The organism is Alienimonas chondri, assembly GCF_013036045.1.
GTDB classification, from domain to species: Bacteria; Planctomycetota; Planctomycetia; order Planctomycetales; family Planctomycetaceae; genus Alienimonas; species Alienimonas chondri.
This window is the reverse complement of sequence record NZ_WTPX01000088.1, coordinates 1-20,765: the sequence shown is the minus strand read 5'-3', so window position 1 is coordinate 20,765 and position 20,765 is coordinate 1. Positions and strand designations below refer to the sequence as shown.

At 66.8% G+C, this 20,765-nt stretch carries 13 protein-coding genes; 5 read left to right on the top strand and 8 right to left on the bottom strand.

The genetic code is table 11. The features are described 5' to 3' along the window. Positions 1–2,789: polysaccharide deacetylase family protein (locus LzC2_RS13475; protein WP_171187813.1), on the top strand; the 2,789-nt coding region annotated here is incomplete at its 5' end. Between the two features lie 155 nt (positions 2,790–2,944). Here LzC2_RS13475 and LzC2_RS13470 read toward each other — a convergent pair. Next, entirely contained in the window at positions 2,945–4,000 is a 1,056-nt protein-coding gene (locus LzC2_RS13470) for a LolA-like protein (protein WP_171187811.1), read from the bottom strand. A 189-nt stretch (positions 4,001–4,189) separates the two neighbouring features. On the opposite strand from LzC2_RS13470, the gene LzC2_RS13465 reads away from it, so the two are divergent. Further along, on the top strand, positions 4,190–4,333 hold the full coding sequence (locus LzC2_RS13465; RefSeq protein ID WP_171187809.1) for a hypothetical protein: 144 nt from the start codon (positions 4,190–4,192) through the stop codon (positions 4,331–4,333). A 21-nt stretch (positions 4,334–4,354) separates the two neighbouring features. Here the strand turns inward: LzC2_RS13465 and LzC2_RS13460 are convergent, their stop codons facing one another. From LzC2_RS13460 to LzC2_RS13450, 3 genes are all read right to left on the bottom strand, one after another. Further along, positions 4,355–5,347, bottom strand: a complete 993-nt coding sequence (locus LzC2_RS13460) for a hypothetical protein (RefSeq protein ID WP_171187807.1) — start codon at positions 5,345–5,347, stop codon at positions 4,355–4,357. 120 nt (positions 5,348–5,467) lie between these two features. Then, positions 5,468–6,766, bottom strand: a complete 1,299-nt coding sequence (locus LzC2_RS13455) for a bifunctional folylpolyglutamate synthase/dihydrofolate synthase (RefSeq protein WP_171187804.1) — start codon at positions 6,764–6,766, stop codon at positions 5,468–5,470. Between the two features lie 43 nt (positions 6,767–6,809). After that, a complete protein-coding gene (locus LzC2_RS13450; RefSeq protein ID WP_171187802.1) occupies positions 6,810–8,252 on the bottom strand; it encodes an arylsulfatase in 1,443 nt (480 codons plus the stop codon). Positions 8,253–8,419: 167 nt separating this feature from the next. On the opposite strand from LzC2_RS13450, the gene LzC2_RS13445 reads away from it, so the two are divergent. Next, complete coding sequence (locus LzC2_RS13445; protein ID WP_171187800.1) at positions 8,420–9,403, top strand: S1 family peptidase; 984 nt, start codon at positions 8,420–8,422, stop codon at positions 9,401–9,403. Positions 9,404–9,491: 88 nt separating this feature from the next. On the opposite strand, the gene LzC2_RS13440 is transcribed toward LzC2_RS13445, so the two are convergent. The 3 genes from LzC2_RS13440 to leuS all read right to left on the bottom strand — a co-directional run bounded on the left by LzC2_RS13440 (position 9,492) and on the right by leuS (position 16,016). Beyond that, the gene (locus LzC2_RS13440; protein WP_246254998.1) at positions 9,492–12,284 is read right to left on the bottom strand and encodes a M16 family metallopeptidase; all 2,793 of its coding nucleotides are present in this window, start codon (positions 12,282–12,284) and stop codon (positions 9,492–9,494) included. Between the two features lie 167 nt (positions 12,285–12,451). Then, positions 12,452–13,051 (bottom strand): REP-associated tyrosine transposase, encoded by a 600-nt coding sequence (locus LzC2_RS13435; protein WP_171187798.1) that lies wholly within the window; start codon positions 13,049–13,051, stop codon positions 12,452–12,454. A 67-nt stretch (positions 13,052–13,118) separates the two neighbouring features. After that, positions 13,119–16,016 (bottom strand): leucine--tRNA ligase, encoded by a 2,898-nt coding sequence (leuS, locus tag LzC2_RS13430; protein ID WP_171187796.1) that lies wholly within the window; start codon positions 16,014–16,016, stop codon positions 13,119–13,121. Between the two features lie 112 nt (positions 16,017–16,128). On the opposite strand from leuS, the gene LzC2_RS13425 reads away from it, so the two are divergent. Beyond that, the gene (locus LzC2_RS13425; protein WP_171187794.1) at positions 16,129–17,118 is read left to right on the top strand and encodes a sugar phosphate isomerase/epimerase family protein; all 990 of its coding nucleotides are present in this window, start codon (positions 16,129–16,131) and stop codon (positions 17,116–17,118) included. A 553-nt stretch (positions 17,119–17,671) separates the two neighbouring features. Here LzC2_RS13425 and sppA read toward each other — a convergent pair. Next, positions 17,672–19,543 carry a signal peptide peptidase SppA gene (gene sppA, locus LzC2_RS13420; protein ID WP_171187793.1) on the bottom strand — a complete coding sequence of 624 codons (1,872 nt, stop codon included), beginning with the start codon at positions 19,541–19,543 and terminating at the stop codon, positions 17,672–17,674. A 228-nt stretch (positions 19,544–19,771) separates the two neighbouring features. On the opposite strand from sppA, the gene LzC2_RS13415 reads away from it, so the two are divergent. Beyond that, positions 19,772–20,611 carry a hypothetical protein gene (locus LzC2_RS13415; RefSeq protein WP_171187792.1) on the top strand — a complete coding sequence of 280 codons (840 nt, stop codon included), beginning with the start codon at positions 19,772–19,774 and terminating at the stop codon, positions 20,609–20,611. Positions 20,612–20,765: the final 154 nt, after the last annotated feature.

The window sequence follows — 20,765 nt, the reverse complement described above, 5'->3', positions numbered from 1 at the left end:
CCCCAAGCCCTTCCCCGCCCGTGCCCGCCGAGGAGACCGCCGATTCGCCCACCGATGCCGCCCTCCCGGACGGCTCTCCCGCCGAGGGAGATCGAGGGGACGTCCCCCGGTCGGAAGGACCGGCGGAAACGGTTCTCCTGCTCCCCTCGCACGGACTGGACGATCTCCCGGAGCGCCTGCCCGAACGCCAAGCCGGCGCGGCGCTGAACGCTTTTGCGCTCGCCTGGCACCCCTCGTTTCTGGCGACCGTCCGCGCCCTGCCGCGGCTGGTGATGGCCGACCAGCCGCCCCACCCGGTCGGCGGTCGGCGGTTCCTCATCCCGGATTTTGTCCGCGAGCTGCTGCCCGAGGGGTGGGAGGCGGACGCCGGCGATCGGCTGGCGATCATCGGCCCCGATCGAGCCACGGCGCTGGACGCGGTGAAGCCGTTGCTGAGCCACGCCGACGAGATCGCCCCGGACGATCTTCACCCGTTTTTCGCGTTGGGGCTGGGGTTTCTGTGGGTCGAACGCCTGACCCGCCGCACCCATTACTACAGCACGCTGGACGAAACCCGGCTGCGCACCGAAGCCGTCGCCGCCGCGGACGCCCTGTTCGCCGGGGACCGGGAAGAGGCTCGGGAGAAGCTGGTCGAGGCCGTCGAGGTGCTCCGCGAGGCCCGCGAGCGGTTCTATCCGACGCCCGCAAAGCTGTGCGATCTGTGCTTCGTCATCCCGCGACTTGCCGGCGAGGCGTTGCGACGGGAGATCGCCGCGGCCGCGGCCGGCGGTCCCGCGCTGAACCTGCTGGCGACCGGCGCCGACTGGAGAACGATCAATGAGGCGACGCCGGAGTTGATCGCCGCGATTCGGGTGGCCGGCGAGAAAATCGAACCGGTCGGCGGAGAAGAGTCGGAGATCGCAACGAATGTGCGGGACGTGCCGGCGGCGATCGCCGACCTGACCGCGGGTCGGGAGACATTCCGGGAGTTGTTTGGGAGTCCGCCGGGAGTCTGGGGGCGTTATCGGTTCGGGTTCCCGCCGCTGACGCCGCAACTCTTGGAGTCATTCGGAGTCAACGGGGCGTTGCATCTGAAGTTCGGTCCGGGATCGGTGCCGCCGGACGGCGCCGGACGGGTGCGGTGGGCCGGCGCCGGCGGGGAGATCCCGGCGCACGCCCGCGATCCGCTGCCGGCGGGCGCCGCGGCGTCCTACTGGGCGCTGCCGGAGATCCTCGCGGAGGCGTTCGAAGCCGAGCAAACCGTCGCCGTCACCTTCGCCCGCTGGCCGGGGACCGCCTGCCCGGGACTCGACGATCTGAAGACGCTCACCGCGCTCTCGCCGGCGCTGGGGGAGTTCGCCACCTATTCGGAGATGTTCGCGGAGGACGACCCGTTCGCCCGAGTGTACGGGGCCGATCCGCGGAAGTATCGCTCGCCGGCTGCGACCGAGATGCCGCCGCCGATTGCGACGGATGCGGAGGCGAAGGACGACGCTGTCTTCACAGGCCTGTGCGAGTTGCTCGGGGCGGGGGGCGAGGGCGATTCGGCGGAGCGGCTCGCCGCGACCCTCTGTCGCGGCGGGGGCGGCGCGCCCGGGACGTTGTGGCTCAACGCGCTGCCGGTCCCGCGCATCGTGGGCGTGGAGTGCGGCGATCCCAACGTCGCATCGAAACCGCCGGCCGATCACCCGGCGGTGAAAGTGGTCGGCGCCCGGTCCTTCACGTTCGAGCTTCCCCCCTGCGGGTTCGTCTGGTTCCCGGATCAACCGAAGAAGCCGGCGCCGATCTCCAAAGCGAAGGCGAAGACCGCGGAACCGGGCTTGGTGCGGAACGAGCGTTTCGAGGTGATGTTCGACCCGGCGACCGGCGGCATCGCCGCGGTGAAGAACTACGGACGCAGCCCGGTGCGACTGGGCATGCGACCGGCCCTGCGGTTCAAAGCGCCGCGAACGCTGACCGAGGGCGAACCGGAACTCTACAGCCGCTGCGTCCGCACGGAGGGGCAGACGTGGGACGTCGTCGACGCCGGTCCGGCCCGCGGGGAGCTGGTCAGTCGCGGCGTGCTGATCGACCCCGCCGGCGGCGCCCGCTTGTGCGGGTTCACGCTGCGGGTCCAGCTCGATCGCGGGTCGCGGACCGCGCACGTCGCGGCGTCCTTCGACGACCCCGCGACGGCGTTAGAGGCGGGCGACCTCGTGCTGCGATGGGCGTGGGACGACGAGACTGCCGAGCTGGCTCGCTCCATTCAAGGCTCCCGGCAGGCGGCTCCCGCCCACGGGACGTTCGAGGCGGCTCACTTCTGGGAACTCACCAGCCTGCACGGCAGCGAGAAGCTGCGGACCGCGGTCCTCACGCCGGACGCGCCGTACCACAGCCGCAGCGGTCGGCGGATGCTGGATACGCCGTTGCTGAACGCGGGCGACGCCGCCGATCCGAAGCGCGTGTGGCGGTTCGGGATCGCGGTGGACGATCCGCACCCGATGCGGGCCGCGGACGCATTCCTTTCGCCGCCCACGCCGATCGCCGCCGCGGGGCCGCCGGCCTCCGGCCCGATCGGTTGGTTGCTCGCCTGCGACAGCGCCGGCGTGCGGCTGCTATCGGTGCGACGGGAAGGGGACGAAACGCACTTCCGCGTGCAGGAGACCGACGGCCGCACCCGCACCGCCGCCCTTCGCTGCTTCAAACCCCCGACGAGCGCCCGCAAACGGACCCTCGGCGGGGATCCGCGGGAGGAACTCGTCTGCGAAGCCGACGCCATCCGCGTTCCCTTAGCCGGCTACGAGATCACGGACGTGGTCGTGCGGTGGTGAGCATCGTCGGACCGACTGGGCGTCAGGTCGAGCTTTACGTTCTCTTCGGGCTGGGGGCGTCGCTTGCGGTTTTGCGGCGTCCAATGGCTTTCGGACGCTGCGAAACCGCAAGCGGTCGTCGGATTCGCAATGCTCGGTCTGATGCTCGGTAGGCGTCAGTCCCGCTCTCCCTCGGGCTGGGTTTCAGGTTCCTCGTCCTGTTGAACGCTTGAACCCGGCCAGCCGCCTTTCGGCGCGGTGTCTTTACAAAGCTCAGACCGATCGATGAGTTCGTCCGGTCGCCAGTCCATCGTGTAAGTGGTCGTCGAGGCAATCTTCAACTCGTCGCTTGACCGCGTGGCGTATGCGTTCGTCGTCCCTTGGACCGCTCGACGCGGAAACCAGCGACCGTCATCCGCTTGAACGAGATCGGAGAGGACGATCGACTCCGTCGGGAAGCCGGGCGTTTTATAGGGGTTCCAGTACTCAACTTTGACGGGGAGATAGTCGCGCTCGGGAGCGAGATGCAACGTCCAATTCCACAATGCAGGTCCCTTCGGCTTCAAGGCATTGCGATATTCGACGCTCACGACGTGAACCTGTATTCCGTCGATCTGTTCTGTTCGGAGATACCGTGGGGTCCACAGGTGGTTGTGACCTACGAAAGATTCGTCACCCGGGGCGAGTTCCCCTCCCAGCCACTGCGAAAGCGAAGCCCGAACCTGCCCCCGGTTAAATAGCAACATGTAGGGGTTCAGTCGGTCCCGGCTCGGCACGTTCCCCGCGTGCAACTCCACGGTTGGATATTGAGAGTCCTTCTCAGGATATACCGCTTGCAGCGTTTTGATGCCGTCATAGCAGGACACGTTCCGGCGAAAATGCACCTCCAAATCCGGCTCGACCGCTTCGGGGCCGACCTCCGTCGGCCCAGCGTCGATGGGGCCAGTATTGGTCGGCTCCCAAGATTCGCGCCGAACGTCCACACGCCAAGCGTCCGCGAGGTCGCTCTCACTGCCCGTCACGGTGATTTTTCTCGTGGTTCCCCTGAACCCCGCGTCGTCGTTCAGAACGTATTCCGATGCCCAACGTAGCGTCCCCATCCGCGGACGCTGTTCGGCCTGTCGCAGCCCCTCCAGCACCTCGGCGAGCTTCGCTTCTCCCGCATCCGCGGGAGGCTCGGCGCCGGCCGGGAAAGAGAACGCCGTGGTCGCCAGGAGCGCGAAGGCGGCCATGGGAAGTCGTCTGTGCAGCATTGCGGTGAGGACGAGGGAGAATCGGGAGGCGGGGCGAACGTCTATGCGATTTCGGGCACGGGCCAGGCTCACGGATTGCTCGTACCTCGAGCAAGATTCAGGATTTCTCGCCGACGACCCCCGGCCAGAGTTCGGCGCTGAGGAAGCACGATCCCGCCGCGATCGCCGATGCGCTGCTTCAAACCCCCGGCGAGCGCCCGCAAACGGACCCTCGGCGGGGACCCGCGGGAGGAACTCGTCTGCGAAGCCGACGCCGTCCGCGTTCCGTTTGCCGGTTATGAGATCACGGATGTGGTCGTGCGGTGGGCCTGACCGGGCTTGCGGCGAATCCATTTAGTCCTGCTCGCCTTCGACGTAGGACTCGACGATTTCCCCGTCCTCCAGCACATAAACCGGCGATCCGTCGACCGGCAGTACGTCCTCGCAGAGGTCCGCCCGGTCGATGAGACGATCGGGATCGAATTCGACCGTCGTCACCTCCCTCCACGTGCGTTTTCGTTCGCCTCTCTGAGCGAATCCCTCCCCGAACTTCTCTTGGACCGCCTCGCGAGGAAGCCAGCGACCATCTTTTGTTTGAACGATGTCAGTTAAGACGAACGTCGACATCGGAAATTCGGTGGTCCATTTGTACCCCCAGAATTCCGCTCGAACCGGTAGCCAGTCACGATCAGGAGCGAGGAAAAACACCCAGCGGGAGCGAACCTCGCTCTCCGGCTTTCCGGCCTGTCGGAACTCCGCCTCGACGACCTGAACCGGCAAGTCGTCAATCTTCTCCGCCCCGCGGTAGCGGGCCGTCATGCCGCTGAACCCGTCTTCGGCGACCGATCGATCGCCCGGTTCCAATTCTTGCGTGAGCCACTGTGAGAGCGTCGACCTCGGCGCCTTCCGCTCGATCGCCAGCTTATGAGGGTCGAATGCCTCTTGGCTTCGGCTCTCGCCTTCGATCAGATTGACGACCGGGATTTTTGCGTCCTTTGTATAATAGCCGGCCCGGACCGTGCGCGCTCCGTCGAAGCAGGACACGAACCGATGACCCTGCGGCGGGCCGACGGCGGTCGTCTGATCCGTCTTGACGTCCACCCGCCACGCGTCCGTGAGGCGGCTTTCCACGCCGACCTTGGTCTTCTCCGTGAGGAAAAAGTCGCCGCCCTGAGCGCCGTCGAGTCGATACTCGCTCTTCCATCGGAGCGTTCCGGTAAACGGACGCCGCTCGACCTTTCTTAACTCCGCCAACACTTCGGACAGCGTGTCGATTGTGTCGCCCTCGTCTGCTTCCGCATCAATCGGAAACACGACGACCGTGGCCGCGGTGAGAAGGAATAACACAGACCGGGAGCGGTATAGCATGAGCGCCAGAGGGGGCGAGGATCGAGTTGCGTCGGAACTCACTCCCATGCGATGTCGCCATTGGGCCAGGCTCACCGATTCCAGTCCTTCGAGCGAGATTTACGAAGTCGCTCCGGCGACCTCGGGCCGTAGCTCCGCGATGAGGAAGAACGACCCCGCCGCGATCGCCAAGCCGCCGACGCCCGCCCGACGAACGGCGCCGGCCCAGGCGCTGCGGGGGTCGGCGTCGCAGCGGATCGGGGCGTCGGTCAGGGAGCGGGCCAGGCTCGCCAGTTCGCTCGGCGGAATGGCACGGGGGTTCGAGACGAATTGGGTGCAGACGAGGTCGTCGACGTGCGGCAGCAGCGTGCGGAGCAGGCCGGCGGCGTCCTTGTCCTTCGCACAGGCCAGCACGAGGCAGCGCCGGCCCGATTCGGGGGCGGTTCGCAGCGTCTCCGCGAGGGCCGTGGCGCTGGCCCAGTTGTGCGCCACATCTATTAGAACTGCGGGGCCGATCGGTTCGCCGGCGTCGTTTGTCGGGGGAGGGAAACGCTCCGCCCGGCCGGGAAGTCGCACCGCCGCCATGCCGGCCGCGGCGACCTCCGGGTCGATCGACCAGCCGGCGGAGCGGAGGGCGTCCAGAATCGCGACCGCCGTCGCCGCATTCGCCCGTTGATGCGGCGCCGGGGCGCCGGTGGACAGACCGGTGGAGAGAAACGGGGCGCCCACGGCTTCGCAGCGTGCGCGGACGGCGTGCTCCGCATCGCCAGGTCCGCCGCCCCAGATCAGCGGCACGCCCGGCTTGGCGATGCCGGCCTTCTCGCCGGCGATCGCGGCGTGCGTGTGGCCGAGCAGCGACGTGTGATCGCGGCTGATGCTGGTGATCGCGCACACGACCGGCTCGCAGACGTTCGTCGCGTCCAACCGGCCCCCGAGGCCGACTTCCAGCGCCGCGACGTCGCACTCCGAACGGGCGAAGTGCAGGAACCCCAGCGCCGCGCACATTTCAAAGAACGTCGTGGGAGCGGCGCCGTTCGCTTCGGCCCGCTGTGCGGCGGCGGCGACGTCGGTCACGAGACGCACGAACGTCGCTTCGTCCGGCTCCACGCCGTCGACGACCAGTCGCTCCTCGAACCGGCTGAGGTGCGGGGAGGTGAACAGCCCGCACTTCAATCCGTTGGCGGTCAGAGCGGCGGCGACCAGCGCCGCGACGGTGCCCTTGCCCTTCGTCCCGGCGATATGCACCGCCGGCACGCGAAGCTGAGGAGCGCCCAGTTCGCCCAACAGCGCCCGCACGCCGTCCAGCCGCAGGGCGTCCGGCGGGATCGGGCGGCGCTCGTAATTCACCCGGCCCAAGAGGAACCGTTCGGCCTGCTCCCTCGTGCGGATGGCGTCACGGGGGCGGAGCGGGGGCGGCATCGGCCCAGTCTATGCGACGACCGCTCCGCGATTCCCGTCAGCGTCAGTTCCGACGGAAGACCTTCGGGTCGGCCGTCGCCGGGTCCGGCCAATCGGGGTCGGCGGTGCGGGCCTCGTTCATCATCGCGACCGCCTTCGTGACCAACTCGGGGCGCTCGTCGGCGAGGTTTTGCTTTTCGCCGAGATCCTTCGACAGGTCGTATAACTCGACCGGCCCGCCGGCTTTCGGACGTACGGCTTTCCAATCGCCGAAGCGGATCGCCTGCATCGGGCCGGGGCCGCGTTCGTGCAGTTCCCAATAGAAATAATCCCGCTGCGGAGCCGGACCGCCTTTGAGGAACTCGACCAGCGAGAACCCGTCCGTCTCGTAGTCCGCGGGGATCTTCGCCTCGCCCAATTCAGCGAAGGTCGGCAGGAGATCCCAGAAGGCCCACGGTTCGTCGGTCACGCGGCCGGCGGGCACGGTGCCGGGCCAATAGGCGAACGCCGCCTGCCGCAACGCGCCTTCGTACATTCCCCGCTTATAACCCCGCAGCGTGCCGCCCATGGTCTGGTCGAACTTCTTGCCGATCGCAGTGTTCGGATCGAACGACGAGCCGTTGTCGCCGGAGAAGACGATCAGCGTATTGTCCGCGATGCCCTTCTCCTCCAGCAGGGCCACGAGGGCGCCGAGGTCGGAATCGAGCCGGGTGACCATCGCGGCATAGTTCTTCTCCAAGTCGGTCCAGGGCTTGTCGGCGTAGATCCCCTGGTCGTCGATCTCAAACTTCCCGTGCGGCAGCGTGGCGGCGTAGAAGAGGAAGAACGGTTCGTCGTCGTCCGCGGCGTCGGTCACGAACTCGACGGCCGCATTCTGAATGAGATCCTGAGCGTAGATCGCCTGATCGCCGCCGACATTCTCCGGCAGCTCGACCCGCTTGTCGTTGTCCCAGATATAATCCGGGAAGTAGCGGTGGGCGTGCCGTTGGCAATTATAGCCGAAGAACCGATCGATGCCGGTTTTGAAGGGGCTGCCGGGGGTGTCGAACATGCCCATGCCCCATTTCCCCACGGTCGCGGTGCGATAGCCGGACGACTTCAGGATCTCGGCGACGGTCACCTGCCCCTCGGGCAGCGGACGTTGGCCTTCGGGCTGCAATTCGCGGTTCGCCCGGGTCGGGCAGTGGCCCATATGCAGCCCGGTGAAGAACGACGACCGAGCCGGCGCACAAACGCTGGTGCCGGTATACGCGGACAGATACCGCGTGCCCCCGGCGCACAGCCGATCGATATTCGGCGTTTGGATCAAATCCTGGCCGTAGGCGCCCACGTCGCCCTGGGCGATGTCGTCGCTGAGCACGAAGATCAGGTTCGGGCGGTCCCCCGCGACGCCCGCGTTCGCGGCGCCGAGGCCGAGAACGACGGCGACAAGGGCTGCGAGGTTCCGCAGGCGGGGCAATTCGGGGCGGCGCATCGGCGGATACTTCAACGGAACGGGCGAGAGCATGGCTCACTTTGACCGGCCGACCCCTCCGCTCGCAAGCGGCCCGCCGACGGCGCCCCCGAGGTCGGATCGAATCGGTCAGCGAACGTGGTGCGACCGACGTCAAACGGCTCGCTTCAGCCTGACGGAAAGCGCGAGCGTCGGGAGGGGCGCCCCTTTAGAATGACGCAATGAACCGCCGCGCCATGCGTTCCGCTCTCTCCGCCATCGTCGCCCTCGCGTCTTACGCAGCGGCGTTCGCCGCAGCGCCGATTGCAAACGCGGAGGAGCCGTCGCACCCGCTGGGCGCGGCGTTTCTCGACGACCGGGCGATCCGCGCGGCGTTGCTCGATGAGGGCAGCGCCCTGGTCGAAGCGGGCCAGACGCTGCCGTTGGAGACGGTTCAGGAACAACTCAAGCGGAAGCGCAGCGTCCTGCCGGCCCCCGCGCCGGAGAATCCGTTCGTGCCGGCCCCGGGCGACCTGGCGGCGAATCTGGAAGCCGCGTCGCTAATCGTCGCCCGCGTGCGGTATTGCTGCGACGGCTGCGGGGAATATGAATCGAACGCCGCCAGCGGGTTCGTGATCTCGCCGGACGGCCTGGCCGTCACGAATTATCACGTCCTCGACGCCGATGCGGACGAGGAGGAACAACGGAGCGGCTACATCGTCGTGACGCGCAGCGGTTTGACGCTGCCGATCGCTGAAGTGCTCGCCGCCGACGAAGCGGCGGACGTGGCACTGGTGCGGTTAGACGTGGGGGAAGGACGATCGCTGCCCTTCCTGCCGCTGGCGAGCGCCGGTCGGGTCGGCGAGAACGTGCATTGCATCTCGAACCCCGCGGGGCGGTTCTTCAGCTATTCGCGGGGCGTGGTGACCCGTCGCCATCTGATCCGTCGCAGCAGCGGACGTACGCCGCGGCTGACCGTCACCGCGGAATACGCCCGCGGCAGCAGCGGCGCCCCGATGATCAACGATCGCGGCGAGGTGATCGGATTGGTGACGACGACGGACTCCGTTTATTACACCGAACGCAGAGGCCAGCAACGCGACCTGCAAATGGTCTTCCGCGACTGCGTGCCGGTCGAAAGCCTGCGGGCGCTGTTCGCCCCCGCGCCGACGGATGAGGGCGAAACCCTGTCCGCCGACACGGCGGAGCCGACGGACGCCGTTTGAGTCTCTTCCAAAGAAAAAGCGTGCGGCCGATCCGGGGATCCGCCGCACGCATCGGCGTGGGAATAGCGTCAACTCACCTCGGCGAGATCTATTCGACCCCGTCTTCAGTCACTTCTCCGGCGGAAGTGTCGAAGTCGCCCGCGACGGCGACGTAGAGCTTCGCCGGGTCGACGTGCTTCTCCAACGCCTCATTTACCTGCTCCGCGGTGAGGGCGGCGACCTGCGCCTCCTGCTCCGCGGTGAAGGCCATCGTGCGGTCGTGATACAGCTGCGAACCCAGCGTCGCGGCGAGCGTCGAATCGCTGGCCCGGCTGACCCGCTGCTTTTGCAGATAGCTGGTCTTCGCCGCGGCGACTTCCTCCGCCGTCACGCCCTCGGCGATCAGGCGATCCACTTCCTCACGGATGACGGACTTCAGCTTCGGCACGTTCGCCGGATTGGTGATCGCGAACAGGCCGAACGTCGTCAGGTCGTCCTTCGCCCGCGGACTCAGCTGCGAACCGACGCCGTAGCTCAGCCCTTCCTGCTGACGCACGCGGTCGCCCAGTCGGCTGGAGAGGCCGCTGGAACCGAGGATATAATTGCCGATCATCAACGCGGGATAATCCGGGTGTTCCTCGGAAATCGGCAGTTGCAGGGCCGCGTAATACACGGCGTTCTTCTTGTCCGGCGTGACGATGTTCGTGTCGCCGGCGGGGGCGTCCGGGTTCGGCACCTGCGGCAAGCGGGCGAAGGACGGGGCGTCCGCGGCGCCGAAGCCGGTCAGATGCTCCTCCGCCAGTTCGAGCACGGCGTCGGGTTCGAAGCTGCCCACGACCGCCAGCTCGCCGGTCGCGTCGGTCAGCAACGTGTTATAGATCGCGGCGACCTGCTCCGGGGTGACGGCGGAGATCATCTCCACCTGCTCCTCGGGCGTGGGGACGTAGCGGGGGTCGGCCGGGTCGGGGTAGTTGGACAGCGCCCGTCGCACCGCGGTCGGGGCGAGCGTTTGCGGCTCGCTTTTCCCGGCTTCGATGCGGGCGACCGTCGCCTGTTTGAGAAGCGCCAACTCCTCCGCCGGCAACGTCGGCGATTCGAGCACCTCGCCCAGCAGGTCCATCACCGCCGGCAGGGTCTCCCGCTTCGCGGTGATCGTGAACGTCAGCGTGCCGTCCGAACCGCCGGCCCGGATCGCGGCCTGCAATTCATCCAGTCGGTCCTGGATCTGCTGCTTGGTGAGCTCTTCCGTCCCGCGCATCAACAGCGGGCCAAGGAGGTTCGTCGCCCCGGACAGCCCCTGCAGCGTCTCTTCGTTGCCGTATCGCAGCGAGAGGCGGGCGTCGACGGTTTCGCCGCGGGTTTGCTTGGGCAGCAGGGCGACCTTCAGGCCGCTGGGCAAGACGGTGCGGATCACGCGGGCTTCGATGGCCTCCGGCGCCGGGTCGAACGCCTCGCCGGCCGCGGCCACGTCGCGGCCTTTGTAGTCCTTCAACATCTCCGCGAGGTTCGGGCGAGCCGGGATCTCGATTCGCTGCGGCTCCTCGGTCGGGAGGAACAGGCCCGCGGTGCGGTTATCGCTTTGCAGATAGCGGGCGGCGACCTCCTGGACATCTTCGGCAGTGACCTCCTCCAATCGATCGCGATAGAGGAAGTACAGGCGCCAGTCGCCCTGGGCCGACCATTCGGAGAGTTGCACCGCGATGCGGGAGGTATCGTTCGCGGCCCGCTCGCGGCGGGCCAGCAGCCGGGCGCGAGCCCGGGCGACCTCTTCTTCGGTAACCGGTTCGGCCGGGACGCTCTCGGTCACGTCCAGCATCGCTCGGAGCACGTCCTTCGGATCGTTCGCCGCGGCGACTTCGGCCGTGAACAGCAGCACGCCGGGGTCGTGCAGGGCGAAGGTGCCGCCGGAGACGCTCGCCGCCCGCTTCGTTTCGACCAGCCGCTTATAGAGTCGGCCGGAGGGATTGTCGGTCAGGATGCTTTCCAGCACGTCCACCGCCGCGAAGGACGGGTCCGGCCCGGCGGGCACGTGATACACGGCGCCGATTTGAGCCACGTCGCCGACGCGGCGGAGAATCACCGTGCGTTCGCCGTCCTGCGGAGGTTCCTCGGTATAGGTCGTCGGCAGCACGCGGGTCGGTTTTTCGATCGCGCCGAAGTGTTCCTTGGCGTATTGCAGCGCCTTCACCGGATCAAACGACCCGGCGACGATCAGCATCGCGTTGTCGGGCTGATAGAACTTCTCGTAGAACGCCCGCAGGTTCTGGATGGGCACCCGTTCGATGTCGGCCCGGTTGCCGATCGTGCTTTTGCCGTAGTTGTGCCACTCGAAGGCCGTCGCCAGCATCCGCTGCATCAGCACGCGGGAGGGGCTGTTCTCGCCGCGTTCGAACTCGTTGCGGACGACCGTCATCTCGCTGTCGAGATCCTCCTGCTTGACGTAGCTGTTCACCAGCCGATCGGCTTCGAGGTGAATGGCGAATTCGAGGTTCTCCTCGCTGGCCGGGAGGGTCTCGTAATAATTCGTACGGTCGAGCCAGGTGGAGCCGTTGAAGACGGCGCCGCGGTCCTTCAACTCCTTCGGCACGTCCTCGAAGGTCGGCGTGCCCTTGAAGACCATGTGCTCCAGCAGGTGAGCCATCCCCGTCTCGCCGTAGCCTTCGTGCCGCGAACCGACGAACACGGTGCAGTTCACCGTGACCGTGGGGCGGGAGACGTCCGGGAACAGCAGGATCTTCAGCCCGTTGGGCAGTCGATATTCGCTGATGCCCTCGACGGTGGCGACGTATTGCACGCCCTCGACCATGGGAACCTCGTTTTGGGGGGAGGCCGGTTGCGGGGCGGCGACGGCGGGCGCGGCAAGCGACGCCGCGGCGAGCGCCGCGGCGGCGGATAGGGACATCATGGGACACCTCGTGTTCGGGGGGCGGATCAGGCCGAATTTACAACGGTGACTGTGCGGCGTCGCCTTGACTACCGAAGATGCCCGATGCGAGCCGGGGGAGCCTTGCTGCTTCGTAGACAGTCGCTCGTAGTGCGAAACGCAGTTTCGCAGAAACTCCTATCGGCTCAATCATCCCACCCGCGGCCGAACTCACGAAGCGGATAATTCTCCTGCAAATCCACAAACCGTTGTTCACCGTTGCGGCTGAGCCATTCGCCAAGACTCGACCAGCGCCAGCTTCGCGGATCGTCCACGTATCCGTGCTTCACGGGATTGAGGAACAGGTAGTGCAAGCAAGCTCCGAAGTGCCGCTCGGATCGAACCTTTCGGTCGCTGTACCGATACCACACCTGTCGGCCGGGCGTTCCGTCCCGTTCGTTCGCATAGGCCGCGGAGCGTGCGTGGACCCTTCCCAGAACTCGCCCGAACCCCGTCAAAGCGGGCGCATGGACGAGCAAATGATAGTGGTTTGGTAGGACGACCCAGCCGCCGCAGCCGTAGCCGGCGCCTCGTAGCGCCTCACCGAGTCGAAAGGCGAGCGCAGCGAGTTCGGCGGGCTGCTCGAATCGGCGACGATGCTCGAAACAGGCGGCCGTGATGAAGTACCAACCGGTGCCTTGGTCCGGGTGAGGCGGTTCGTGAGCCGGGTGGCCGCGATCGAGGCGATCGCGGACGGCATCGACTTGCTGCTCGGCAGTTAGATCGCGGTAGCGATACGGCGGCATGCGAGTGTCCGGCGGGAAGGCGAAACTGCGTTTCGCACTACGAGCAGTCACTTTCAGCGTCGCAACGTCAGCCTTTGACCACGAAGTTCACCATCCGTCCCGGCACGGCGATCGCTTTCACGATCGTTTTGCCTTCCAGATGCGACTGCACGGACTCGTCGGCCTTCGCGGCGGCGGTCATGGCGTCCCGATCGGCGTCCGCCGGGATTCGCACCCGGCCGCGGACCTTGCCGTTGATTTGAACCGGGATCTCGACGCTGCTTTCGGTCAGCTTCGACTCGTCCCACGTCGGCCACGGCTCGTAGGCCAGGGACTCGTCGTGGCCCAGCAGGCTCCACAATTCCTCCGCGAGGTGCGGGGCGAACGGGGCGAGCAGCAGCGTGAACTGTTCGCAAACGCTTTTGGGACGCGTCTCCATCGAACTGAACGCGTTCGTGAACTCCATCATCCGGCTGATCGCGGTATTGAAACTCAGCCGGTCCGCGTCGTTCGTGACGGCCTTGATCGTTTGATGCAGCAGGCGCTCCTGCTCCTCCGTCGGCTCGACGTCCTGCACCGCGGCATTGAGGGTCGGCTCGTCGGCCTGTTCGTCCGCGATCGTCCGCCAGACTCGGGCTAGGAAGCGTGCGACGCCTTCGACGCCGCTCATCTGCCACGGCTTCGACTGCTCCAACGGCCCCATGAACATCTCGTAGAGGCGCAGACTGTCGGCGCCGTACTCCGCGACGATCGAATCCGGATTCACCACGTTGCCGCGGGACTTGCTCATCTTATGCGCGCGCTGATCAACCTTGATCTCCCCGTCTGCCGCGAGGACGAACACGCCCCCCATCTTGACCAACTGGGCGGCGTTTAATTTGACCGGCTGGACCGGCTCGCCCGTGCTCTTCTGAACGAATCCGGTGCCGTCTTCGTCCTCGGCAGTGGATGCCTCCACGTCGTCCGATGAGATCCATTGTAACGCGGCGTTTTGATACCCCGTCACCTCCGGCTCGCCCAGAATCATGCCCTGATTGACCAGCCGACCGAACGGCTCCACGGTCGAGACGTGTCCGCGGTCATATAAGACTTTGTGCCAGAAGCGGGCGTACAGCAGGTGCAGCACGGCGTGCTCCGCCCCGCCGATATACAGGTCGACCGGCATCCAATATTTCTCCGCCCCCGCCCCGACGAAGCGGTCGTCGTTGTGCGGGTCGCAGAAGCGGAGAAAGTACCAGCAACTGCCCGCCCACTGCGGCATGCTGTTCGTCTCCCGCTTCAGCTTCGTGCCGTCGGCGGCGGTTTTGTAGAGCCAGTCGTCCGGCGCTTCGTCCAGCGGCGGCTCCGGGCGGCCGTGGGGTTTGAACTCGAAGTTCTCCGGCAGTTTGACCGGCAGATCGGCCGCGTCGTCGGTGCGGAGCAGGCCGGTCTCCTTGCCGTCGCCATCCAATTCATGCCACAGCGGGAACGGCTCGCCCCAGAAGTGCTGCCGGCTGAACAGCCAGTCCCGCAGTTTATAGTTCACCGCCGCGGCGCCGGTCCCGGCTTCGCGAAGCCAGTCGATCATCTGCGACTTGGCCTGTGCGGTCGGCAGGCCGTCGAGGTCGCCGCTGTTCACGGCGGTGCCTTCGTGAATGAAGACTTCGACGTCCGCGTCGCGGAGCGATTCAAACGTTTCAGAGTCGCCCGGCCGAACGACCTGACGGATCGGCAGCCCGAACTGCTTAGCAAACTCGAAGTCCCGCTCGTCATGCCCCGGGACGGCCATGATGGCGCCGGTGCCGTAGGAGATCAGCACGTAGTCCGCGACCCACACCGGCACCCGCTCCCCGTTGGCCGGGTTGATCGCGTAGCCGCCGGTGAAGACGCCGGTCTTCTCTTTGGCGAGGTCGGTGCGAGCAAGGTCGCTCTTTTCGCTCGCCTTTTGTTGGTAGTCTTTAACGGCGGCCTGTTGCTCCGGCGTGGTGAGTCGATCGACGGCGGGGTGCTCCGGGGCGAGGACCATATAGGTCGCCCCGTGCAGCGTGTCCGGGCGGGTGGTATAGACCCGCAGGCAATCGTTGCCGGGCTGGTCCGGGAAACCATGCGTCTGACGTCCGGTTTGCCAGTCTTCAAAGCCGTCTTGAAGCTCAGCGGGCTGACGCCCGCCGCTCGCCTCGCCGATATAGAAATCCACCTCGCAGCCGGTCGATTTGCCGATCCAGTTGCGCTGCAGCGACTTCAAACTCTCCGGCCAGTCAAGCGTATCCAGATCGCCCAGCAACCGGTCGGCGTAGGCGGTGATTCGCAGCATCCATTGACGCAGCGGCAGCCGGACGACCGGGTGGCCGCCGCGTTCGCTCTTGCCGTCGATCACCTCTTCATTCGCCAGCACGGTCCGCAGTTCCGGACACCAGTTGACCGGGGCGTGCGTTTGATAGGCGAGGCGCTTGCCGTCCTGATAGCGACGGACGGCCTCTTCGCCGTCAGCCTGTACCTCCTCAGGGATCGGCAGCTCCGCGATCGGCCGGCCTTTCTTCTGCTCGGCGTCGTACCAGGTGTCGTAGAGTTCGAGGAAGATCCACTGCGTCCAGCGGAAATACTCCGGGTCGGTCGTGGAGAGTTCGCGATCCCAGTCGTAGCTGAATCCCAGCGACTTTAATTGACGACGGAACGTGTCGATGTTCTTGGCGGTCGTCTCCCGCGGATGGACGCCGGTTTTGACGGCATGCTGCTCGGCGGGCAGCCCGAAAGCGTCCCAGCCCATCGGGTGCAACACCTGCTTGCCGCGCATCCGGGCGAGGCGGGCGACGATGTCCGTGGCCGTGTAGCCCTCCGGGTGGCCGACGTGCAGGCCGTTCCCGCTGGGGTAGGGGAACATATCGAGGACGTACAGCTTGTCCGCCGCCGACCCATCAGCCGGAACGGACGGCGTCGCGAAGGTGCGGTGGTCGTCCCAGAACGCTTGCCACTTCGGTTCGATGCGGGCGGGGTCGTAGCGGGGCATCGGGACGAAGCGCGAAGGAGCGAGGGCGGAGCGAGCCGGGGAGTGTACGAACCGACCCGCCGGGGCTGTAGGATCAGACCCGTCTCGCCCCCCGTTCGTTCGCAATCCGAGCATGACCACGCCCTCCCGCCGCTCGTTCCTGACCGCCGCCGCCGCGTCCGCCGCGGCGCTCGCCGCCCGCCCGACCGGCTCCGTCGCCGCGGATCCGGTCAAACGGCAGGCGGACGGCTCGCTGTTCAAGCTGAGCCTCGCGGCGTACTCGTTCAACAGCTCTTTGCCGCGAGGGGACAAAGAGGGCACGATGTCGCTGGAGGACGTGGTCGACTACGCCGCCTCGCTGGGTCTGCCGGGCGTGGAACTGACGGGGTACTACTTCCCCGAGGTCGTACAGCAGGTCGGGGCACTGGCCCTTTACCCCCAACCGTTCGACCCGACTTCCAAGGAGCCAGCGGCGCCGAACGAGGCGGCGGAGTACCTGCACGCCCTCGCCCACCGCTGCTTCGCCAACGGGCTGACGGTCTCCGGCACGGCGATCGGCAACGACTTCGCCCTGCCGCCCGGCGACGCCCGGGACAAGCAGATCATGCACTGCATGCACTGGATCGACGTGGCGGCGGTCCTCGGCGCCCCCGTCATCCGCATCTTCGCCGGGAAGGTGCCGAAGGGCGGGGACGAAAAAGAGGCAATCGCCCGTTGCGCCGCCGGCATCAACGACTGCCTGATGTACGCCGCAAAGAAAGGCGTGCACCTCGCCCTAGAGAACCACGGCGGCATCACCGCAACGCCGAAGCAAATGCTGTCGATCATCGAACAGGTCGACGACAGCCCGTACTTCGGCGTGAACTTCGACAGCGGCAACTTCCGAACGGACGACCCGTACCGCGACCTTGCCGCGATCGCTCCCTACGCGATCAACGCCCAGATTAAGGTGGCGGTCCACCCCGACGGCAAATCGAAGGAGGAGGCGGACCTGAAACGAATCGTCGGCATCCTCGGCGACGCCGGCTACCGCGGCTGGCTGGTGCTGGAGTATGAGGAGGGTGGCGATGTGAAGACGGAGGCCGCCAAGTGGATCGACAAGCTCCGCGCGGCGATTGGCTGAGTCCGCCCGCTCAATCGGCCTCTGTCCGACGCGGCTCGTGCCGGCTCCACGCCTGGTCGGTCGGGGGCCGGCTTTCTGTCTGCGGGCGAGACGGCCCGTCCGTCGGCGGTGAGCGAAACCGTCGGCGGCGCGGACGGAGGCCGCGAGGGGGAGCGTCGTCCGAGCCTGTCGAAGGCCGATCAGGGCTGAGCCGGACTGAGAGCATCCAGAACGCGGCGCTCATTCCGATGAGGCACGCGACGGCTCCCGCTGCGTAAAGGTGAGCCGTCGCTCCTGCGCCCGTCACGGCCTTGAATGCGAAGCAGGCTGCGCCGACGAGCAGCCCCAGCCCCCCGGCGGTCGGAACCACTAATTCTGTCGGCCCGATGAAGCCCGGCGGCTCGAAGTCGTCGTCGACGTCCGTATCGAACATCTGGTCTCTCCGAATGTGCGTTGCCCCGGCCGGGACGTTCACCTTGAGCCGGACCGTAGCGTGTTTTGCGGGCGTATTACGAAACAGTCCTGGTCCCCGACGAGAGGGACCAGGACTGGGCGGGATCGTCACGCGCTGCGGCTATCGAATGGACAGACCGAACGGCATCACGACCAGCGCCCGCTCTTTGGCGAGGGTCTTGAGAGCGGCGAGCCGCTCCGCGAGACCGGCGATCGGGTCCGGCAGGGCGTCGAGCGCCGCGGCGACGGCGGCCTGGCCGGCGGCTTCCTGCTGCATCTGAATCATGCCCGGGAAGCCGTTCTCCAGCAGCGCCTCGAACGGGTTCACCGGCTTGGGCAGGTTCAGGCGGTCCAGTTCGTCGCCCTCGTTCACGTCGTCATTTTTGTCCGCGGCGGCTTTGGTCGCCATCGCGATCGCATCTTCCAGCGTGCCGAGTTCGTCGATCAGGCCGAGTTCCTTGGCCCGGGCGCCGCTGTAGATGCGCCCGCCCGCCAGTTCCTTCAGCTTGTCGAGTTCCATCCCGCGACCCTCGGCGGCCTTCTTGGTGAACAGCTCGTAGATCTCCGCGAGCATCTTCCGCATCGCGGCTTCCTCGGATTCGTCGAACGGGGTGAGCAGCGACAGGGTGCCGGCGTTGTCGCCGAACTGCACCACATCGTGGGTCACGCCGAATCGGCTGAAGGTTTCGCCGAAGGCCAATTTGCCGCCGACGACGCCGATCGAACCGGTAATCGTGGACGGGTCCGCGATGATCGTGTCGCCCGGCATGGCGATGTAATAGCCGCCGCTGCCGGCGACCTCGCCCATGGAAACGATCAACGGCTTCTCGGCCTTCAACCGCACCAGCGCCCGCCACATCAGGTCGCTGGCGAGCGCGGAGCCGCCGGGGCTGTCGACCCGCAGCACGACCGCTTTGACGGTCTCGTCTTCGCGGGCGGTGTCGATGGCTTCGATCATCGTTTCGGACCCCATCGATGCGGCCCCGGTGAAGGGGCTTTCGACGCTCTTGCCGGAGATGATCGGCCCGAGGGCGTAGATCACCGCGATCTTCGGACCTTTGGAGGACGCCGTGCTGGTCTGACCGGACAGGTCGTTCATCAACTCCATCAGACCGCTGAAGCCCTCGTATTTCTTGGGCTTCGGCTTGAGGTAATCCTCGACGATGCGGACTTCTTTGGCGTTCAGATCCTTTTTGATGAGGTCGCCGATTTGGTCTTCATAAGCGATTACGTCGACCAGCCCGGCGGCTTGGGCGCCGAGGGCGGTGTGCGGGCCGCTGTCGATCGCGGCGTCGACGGCGTCGGTCTTCATGCCGCGGGTCTCCGCGACGGTGGAAAGGATGTTGTCGTAGATGTCGCCGAGCACCTCGGTCAGCTCTTCGCGGAACTCCGGACTCATGGAGCTGCGGGTGTAGGGTTCCGCGGCGCTCTTGAACTTGCCGACGCGCAGCATGTCCGGCTGCACTTCAAAGTCGTCGAACAGCTCTTTATAGAACTCGACCTCCGCCCGCAGGCCGACCATCATCACGCCGCCGCTTTCGGGGCAGATCACTTTGTCCGCGGCACAGGCGACGAGGTAGCCGGGCGTGCTGGCGTCCTCGAAGTAGGCGTAGACCGGTTTGCCGGCGTCGCGCACCTTTTTGACGCTGTCTCGCAAGCTGCGGGCTTTGGTAAACCCGACGGACGGGCCGTCCAATCGCAGCAACACGGCGCTGATGCGATCGTCGGCGGCGGCTTTTTCGATCCGGTCCTTCGCCTTCTCCAACGTCTGGGTCAGGCCGCCGAACGGGCCTTCGGGCTGCGGGGCTTCCGGGAAGGAGCCGGACAGTTCGATGTGCGCGACGTTCGCCTTCTCGATCGCCGGTTTGGCGTCGGCGGGTTCGTCGTCGGCGAATGCGGCGGGGGCGAATCCTGCGGCGAGGAGCGCGACGGCGAGGCCGCTCGTCGGCAAAAGCAGGGCCGGCTGCAACCGGCGGGGGGTGAGTCGGGTCATCGGCGGCGGAACGGAGGTCGGTTGGGGACGGTCGATTGAGACATGGCGTCGGCGGTACTACCACGCGAGGCGGGCGAAGGATTCAACCGATCGGGCGGTCCCGCACGGTAGGAGCGGACCGGGAAGCGGTCCATCCGGCACGGCGCCGCAGTCGCCGCTTGCGAGCGGTCAAGCGGCGGGAAGAATGCAGGCGACTCGTCTCGTGCTCCTCGCGCCCGCTGCCCACCGATGCCCACCGCCGTTCGCCCTCTCGCCGCGGCGTGCGCGGCGCTCCTGCTATTCGCCGGCCCCGCCGCGGTCTTCCCAAACGCGATGGCCCCGACCGCCCAAGCCGGCGGGCTCGTCTGGACCCTGCCGGAACCCGGCACGATGGTCCGGCATGAAGGCACCTACACCCAAACGCTGACCGATCGGCAGAACCAGGTCACCACCGTGGAGCGGCGCCGGCAGATCACCGTGCGGGCGCTGGAAGCCGAGACGGCGAGCGTCGACGGCAACGACGTGCCCGCCCGTTGGCTGGAGATCGTCTCCGAAGTCGGCACCCCCGGCGAACGCGGCCTCGAAACGGGGCCGGCCGGTCGCGTGCTGTTCAAAGTCCTCGTCCCGGAAGACGCCGTCACCGGCGTGGTGGCGAACGAGAACGGCATCCCGGAAGCGTTCCTGCCGGTGATCCGCGGATGGAAGCAGGTCGGCGATCTCGAACCGGTCGAGTTCGGCTCCGCCCTGCGGGCCTATCCGTCGCTCACCCTGCTGAAGGACTACGAACCGACCGAACTCACCGACGAAGGCCAGGATTCCGCCGACACCCCCGGCGGCCGCTTCGACGGCACCCGGTATCGCGGGAAGGTGGTCGAAGAGAGCGAACGCGCCCGCGTTACGAACGAGGGCACGTTTCTCATCAGCCCGGACGTGCCGTTCGGCCCGGTGGAATGGGAGGTCACGCTGACCCGCGAGGAGAAGGATCTCAGCGAACCCCGCTCCGCTTACCGCGAGAGCAGCAAGACGGTGGTCCGGATGAGCGTCCATGAGATCGCCGACGACGCCCGCGGCGAACTGCCCCTGCCGTAACGTTCGTGGGAGTTCTCCGGGTGCCGTCGCATTCGGCGCGGGTCGGATCAGCGTCGTCAGTTGCGAGCGAGCCGTCTGTGGCCGTAGCGTGCGACGGCTTCGCACACCCTCTCCGAGCCGACCGCTGATGAGTTCTGCCCCACCGCCTCCGACC

Bases quoted from the DNA above. Each gene is read 5' to 3' on its own strand.
- LzC2_RS13450 (WP_171187802.1), bottom strand. From the start codon at position 8,252: ATGCTCTCGCCCGTTCCGTTGAAGTATCCGCCGATGCGCCGCCCCGAA.
- leuS (WP_171187796.1), bottom strand. From the start codon at position 16,016: ATGCCCCGCTACGACCCCGCCCGCATCGAACCGAAGTGGCAAGCGTTC.
- LzC2_RS13470 (WP_171187811.1), bottom strand. From the start codon at position 4,000: ATGGCCGCCTTCGCGCTCCTGGCGACCACGGCGTTCTCTTTCCCGGCC.
- LzC2_RS13435 (WP_171187798.1), bottom strand. From the start codon at position 13,051: ATGCCGCCGTATCGCTACCGCGATCTAACTGCCGAGCAGCAAGTCGAT.
- LzC2_RS13465 (WP_171187809.1), top strand. From the start codon at position 4,190: ATGCGCTGCTTCAAACCCCCGGCGAGCGCCCGCAAACGGACCCTCGGC.
- LzC2_RS13425 (WP_171187794.1), top strand. From the start codon at position 16,129: ATGACCACGCCCTCCCGCCGCTCGTTCCTGACCGCCGCCGCCGCGTCC.
- LzC2_RS13415 (WP_171187792.1), top strand. From the start codon at position 19,772: ATGCCCACCGCCGTTCGCCCTCTCGCCGCGGCGTGCGCGGCGCTCCTG.
- LzC2_RS13445 (WP_171187800.1), top strand. From the start codon at position 8,420: ATGAACCGCCGCGCCATGCGTTCCGCTCTCTCCGCCATCGTCGCCCTC.
- LzC2_RS13440 (WP_246254998.1), bottom strand. From the start codon at position 12,284: ATGTCCCTATCCGCCGCCGCGGCGCTCGCCGCGGCGTCGCTTGCCGCG.
- LzC2_RS13455 (WP_171187804.1), bottom strand. From the start codon at position 6,766: ATGCCGCCCCCGCTCCGCCCCCGTGACGCCATCCGCACGAGGGAGCAG.
- sppA (WP_171187793.1), bottom strand. From the start codon at position 19,543: ATGACCCGACTCACCCCCCGCCGGTTGCAGCCGGCCCTGCTTTTGCCG.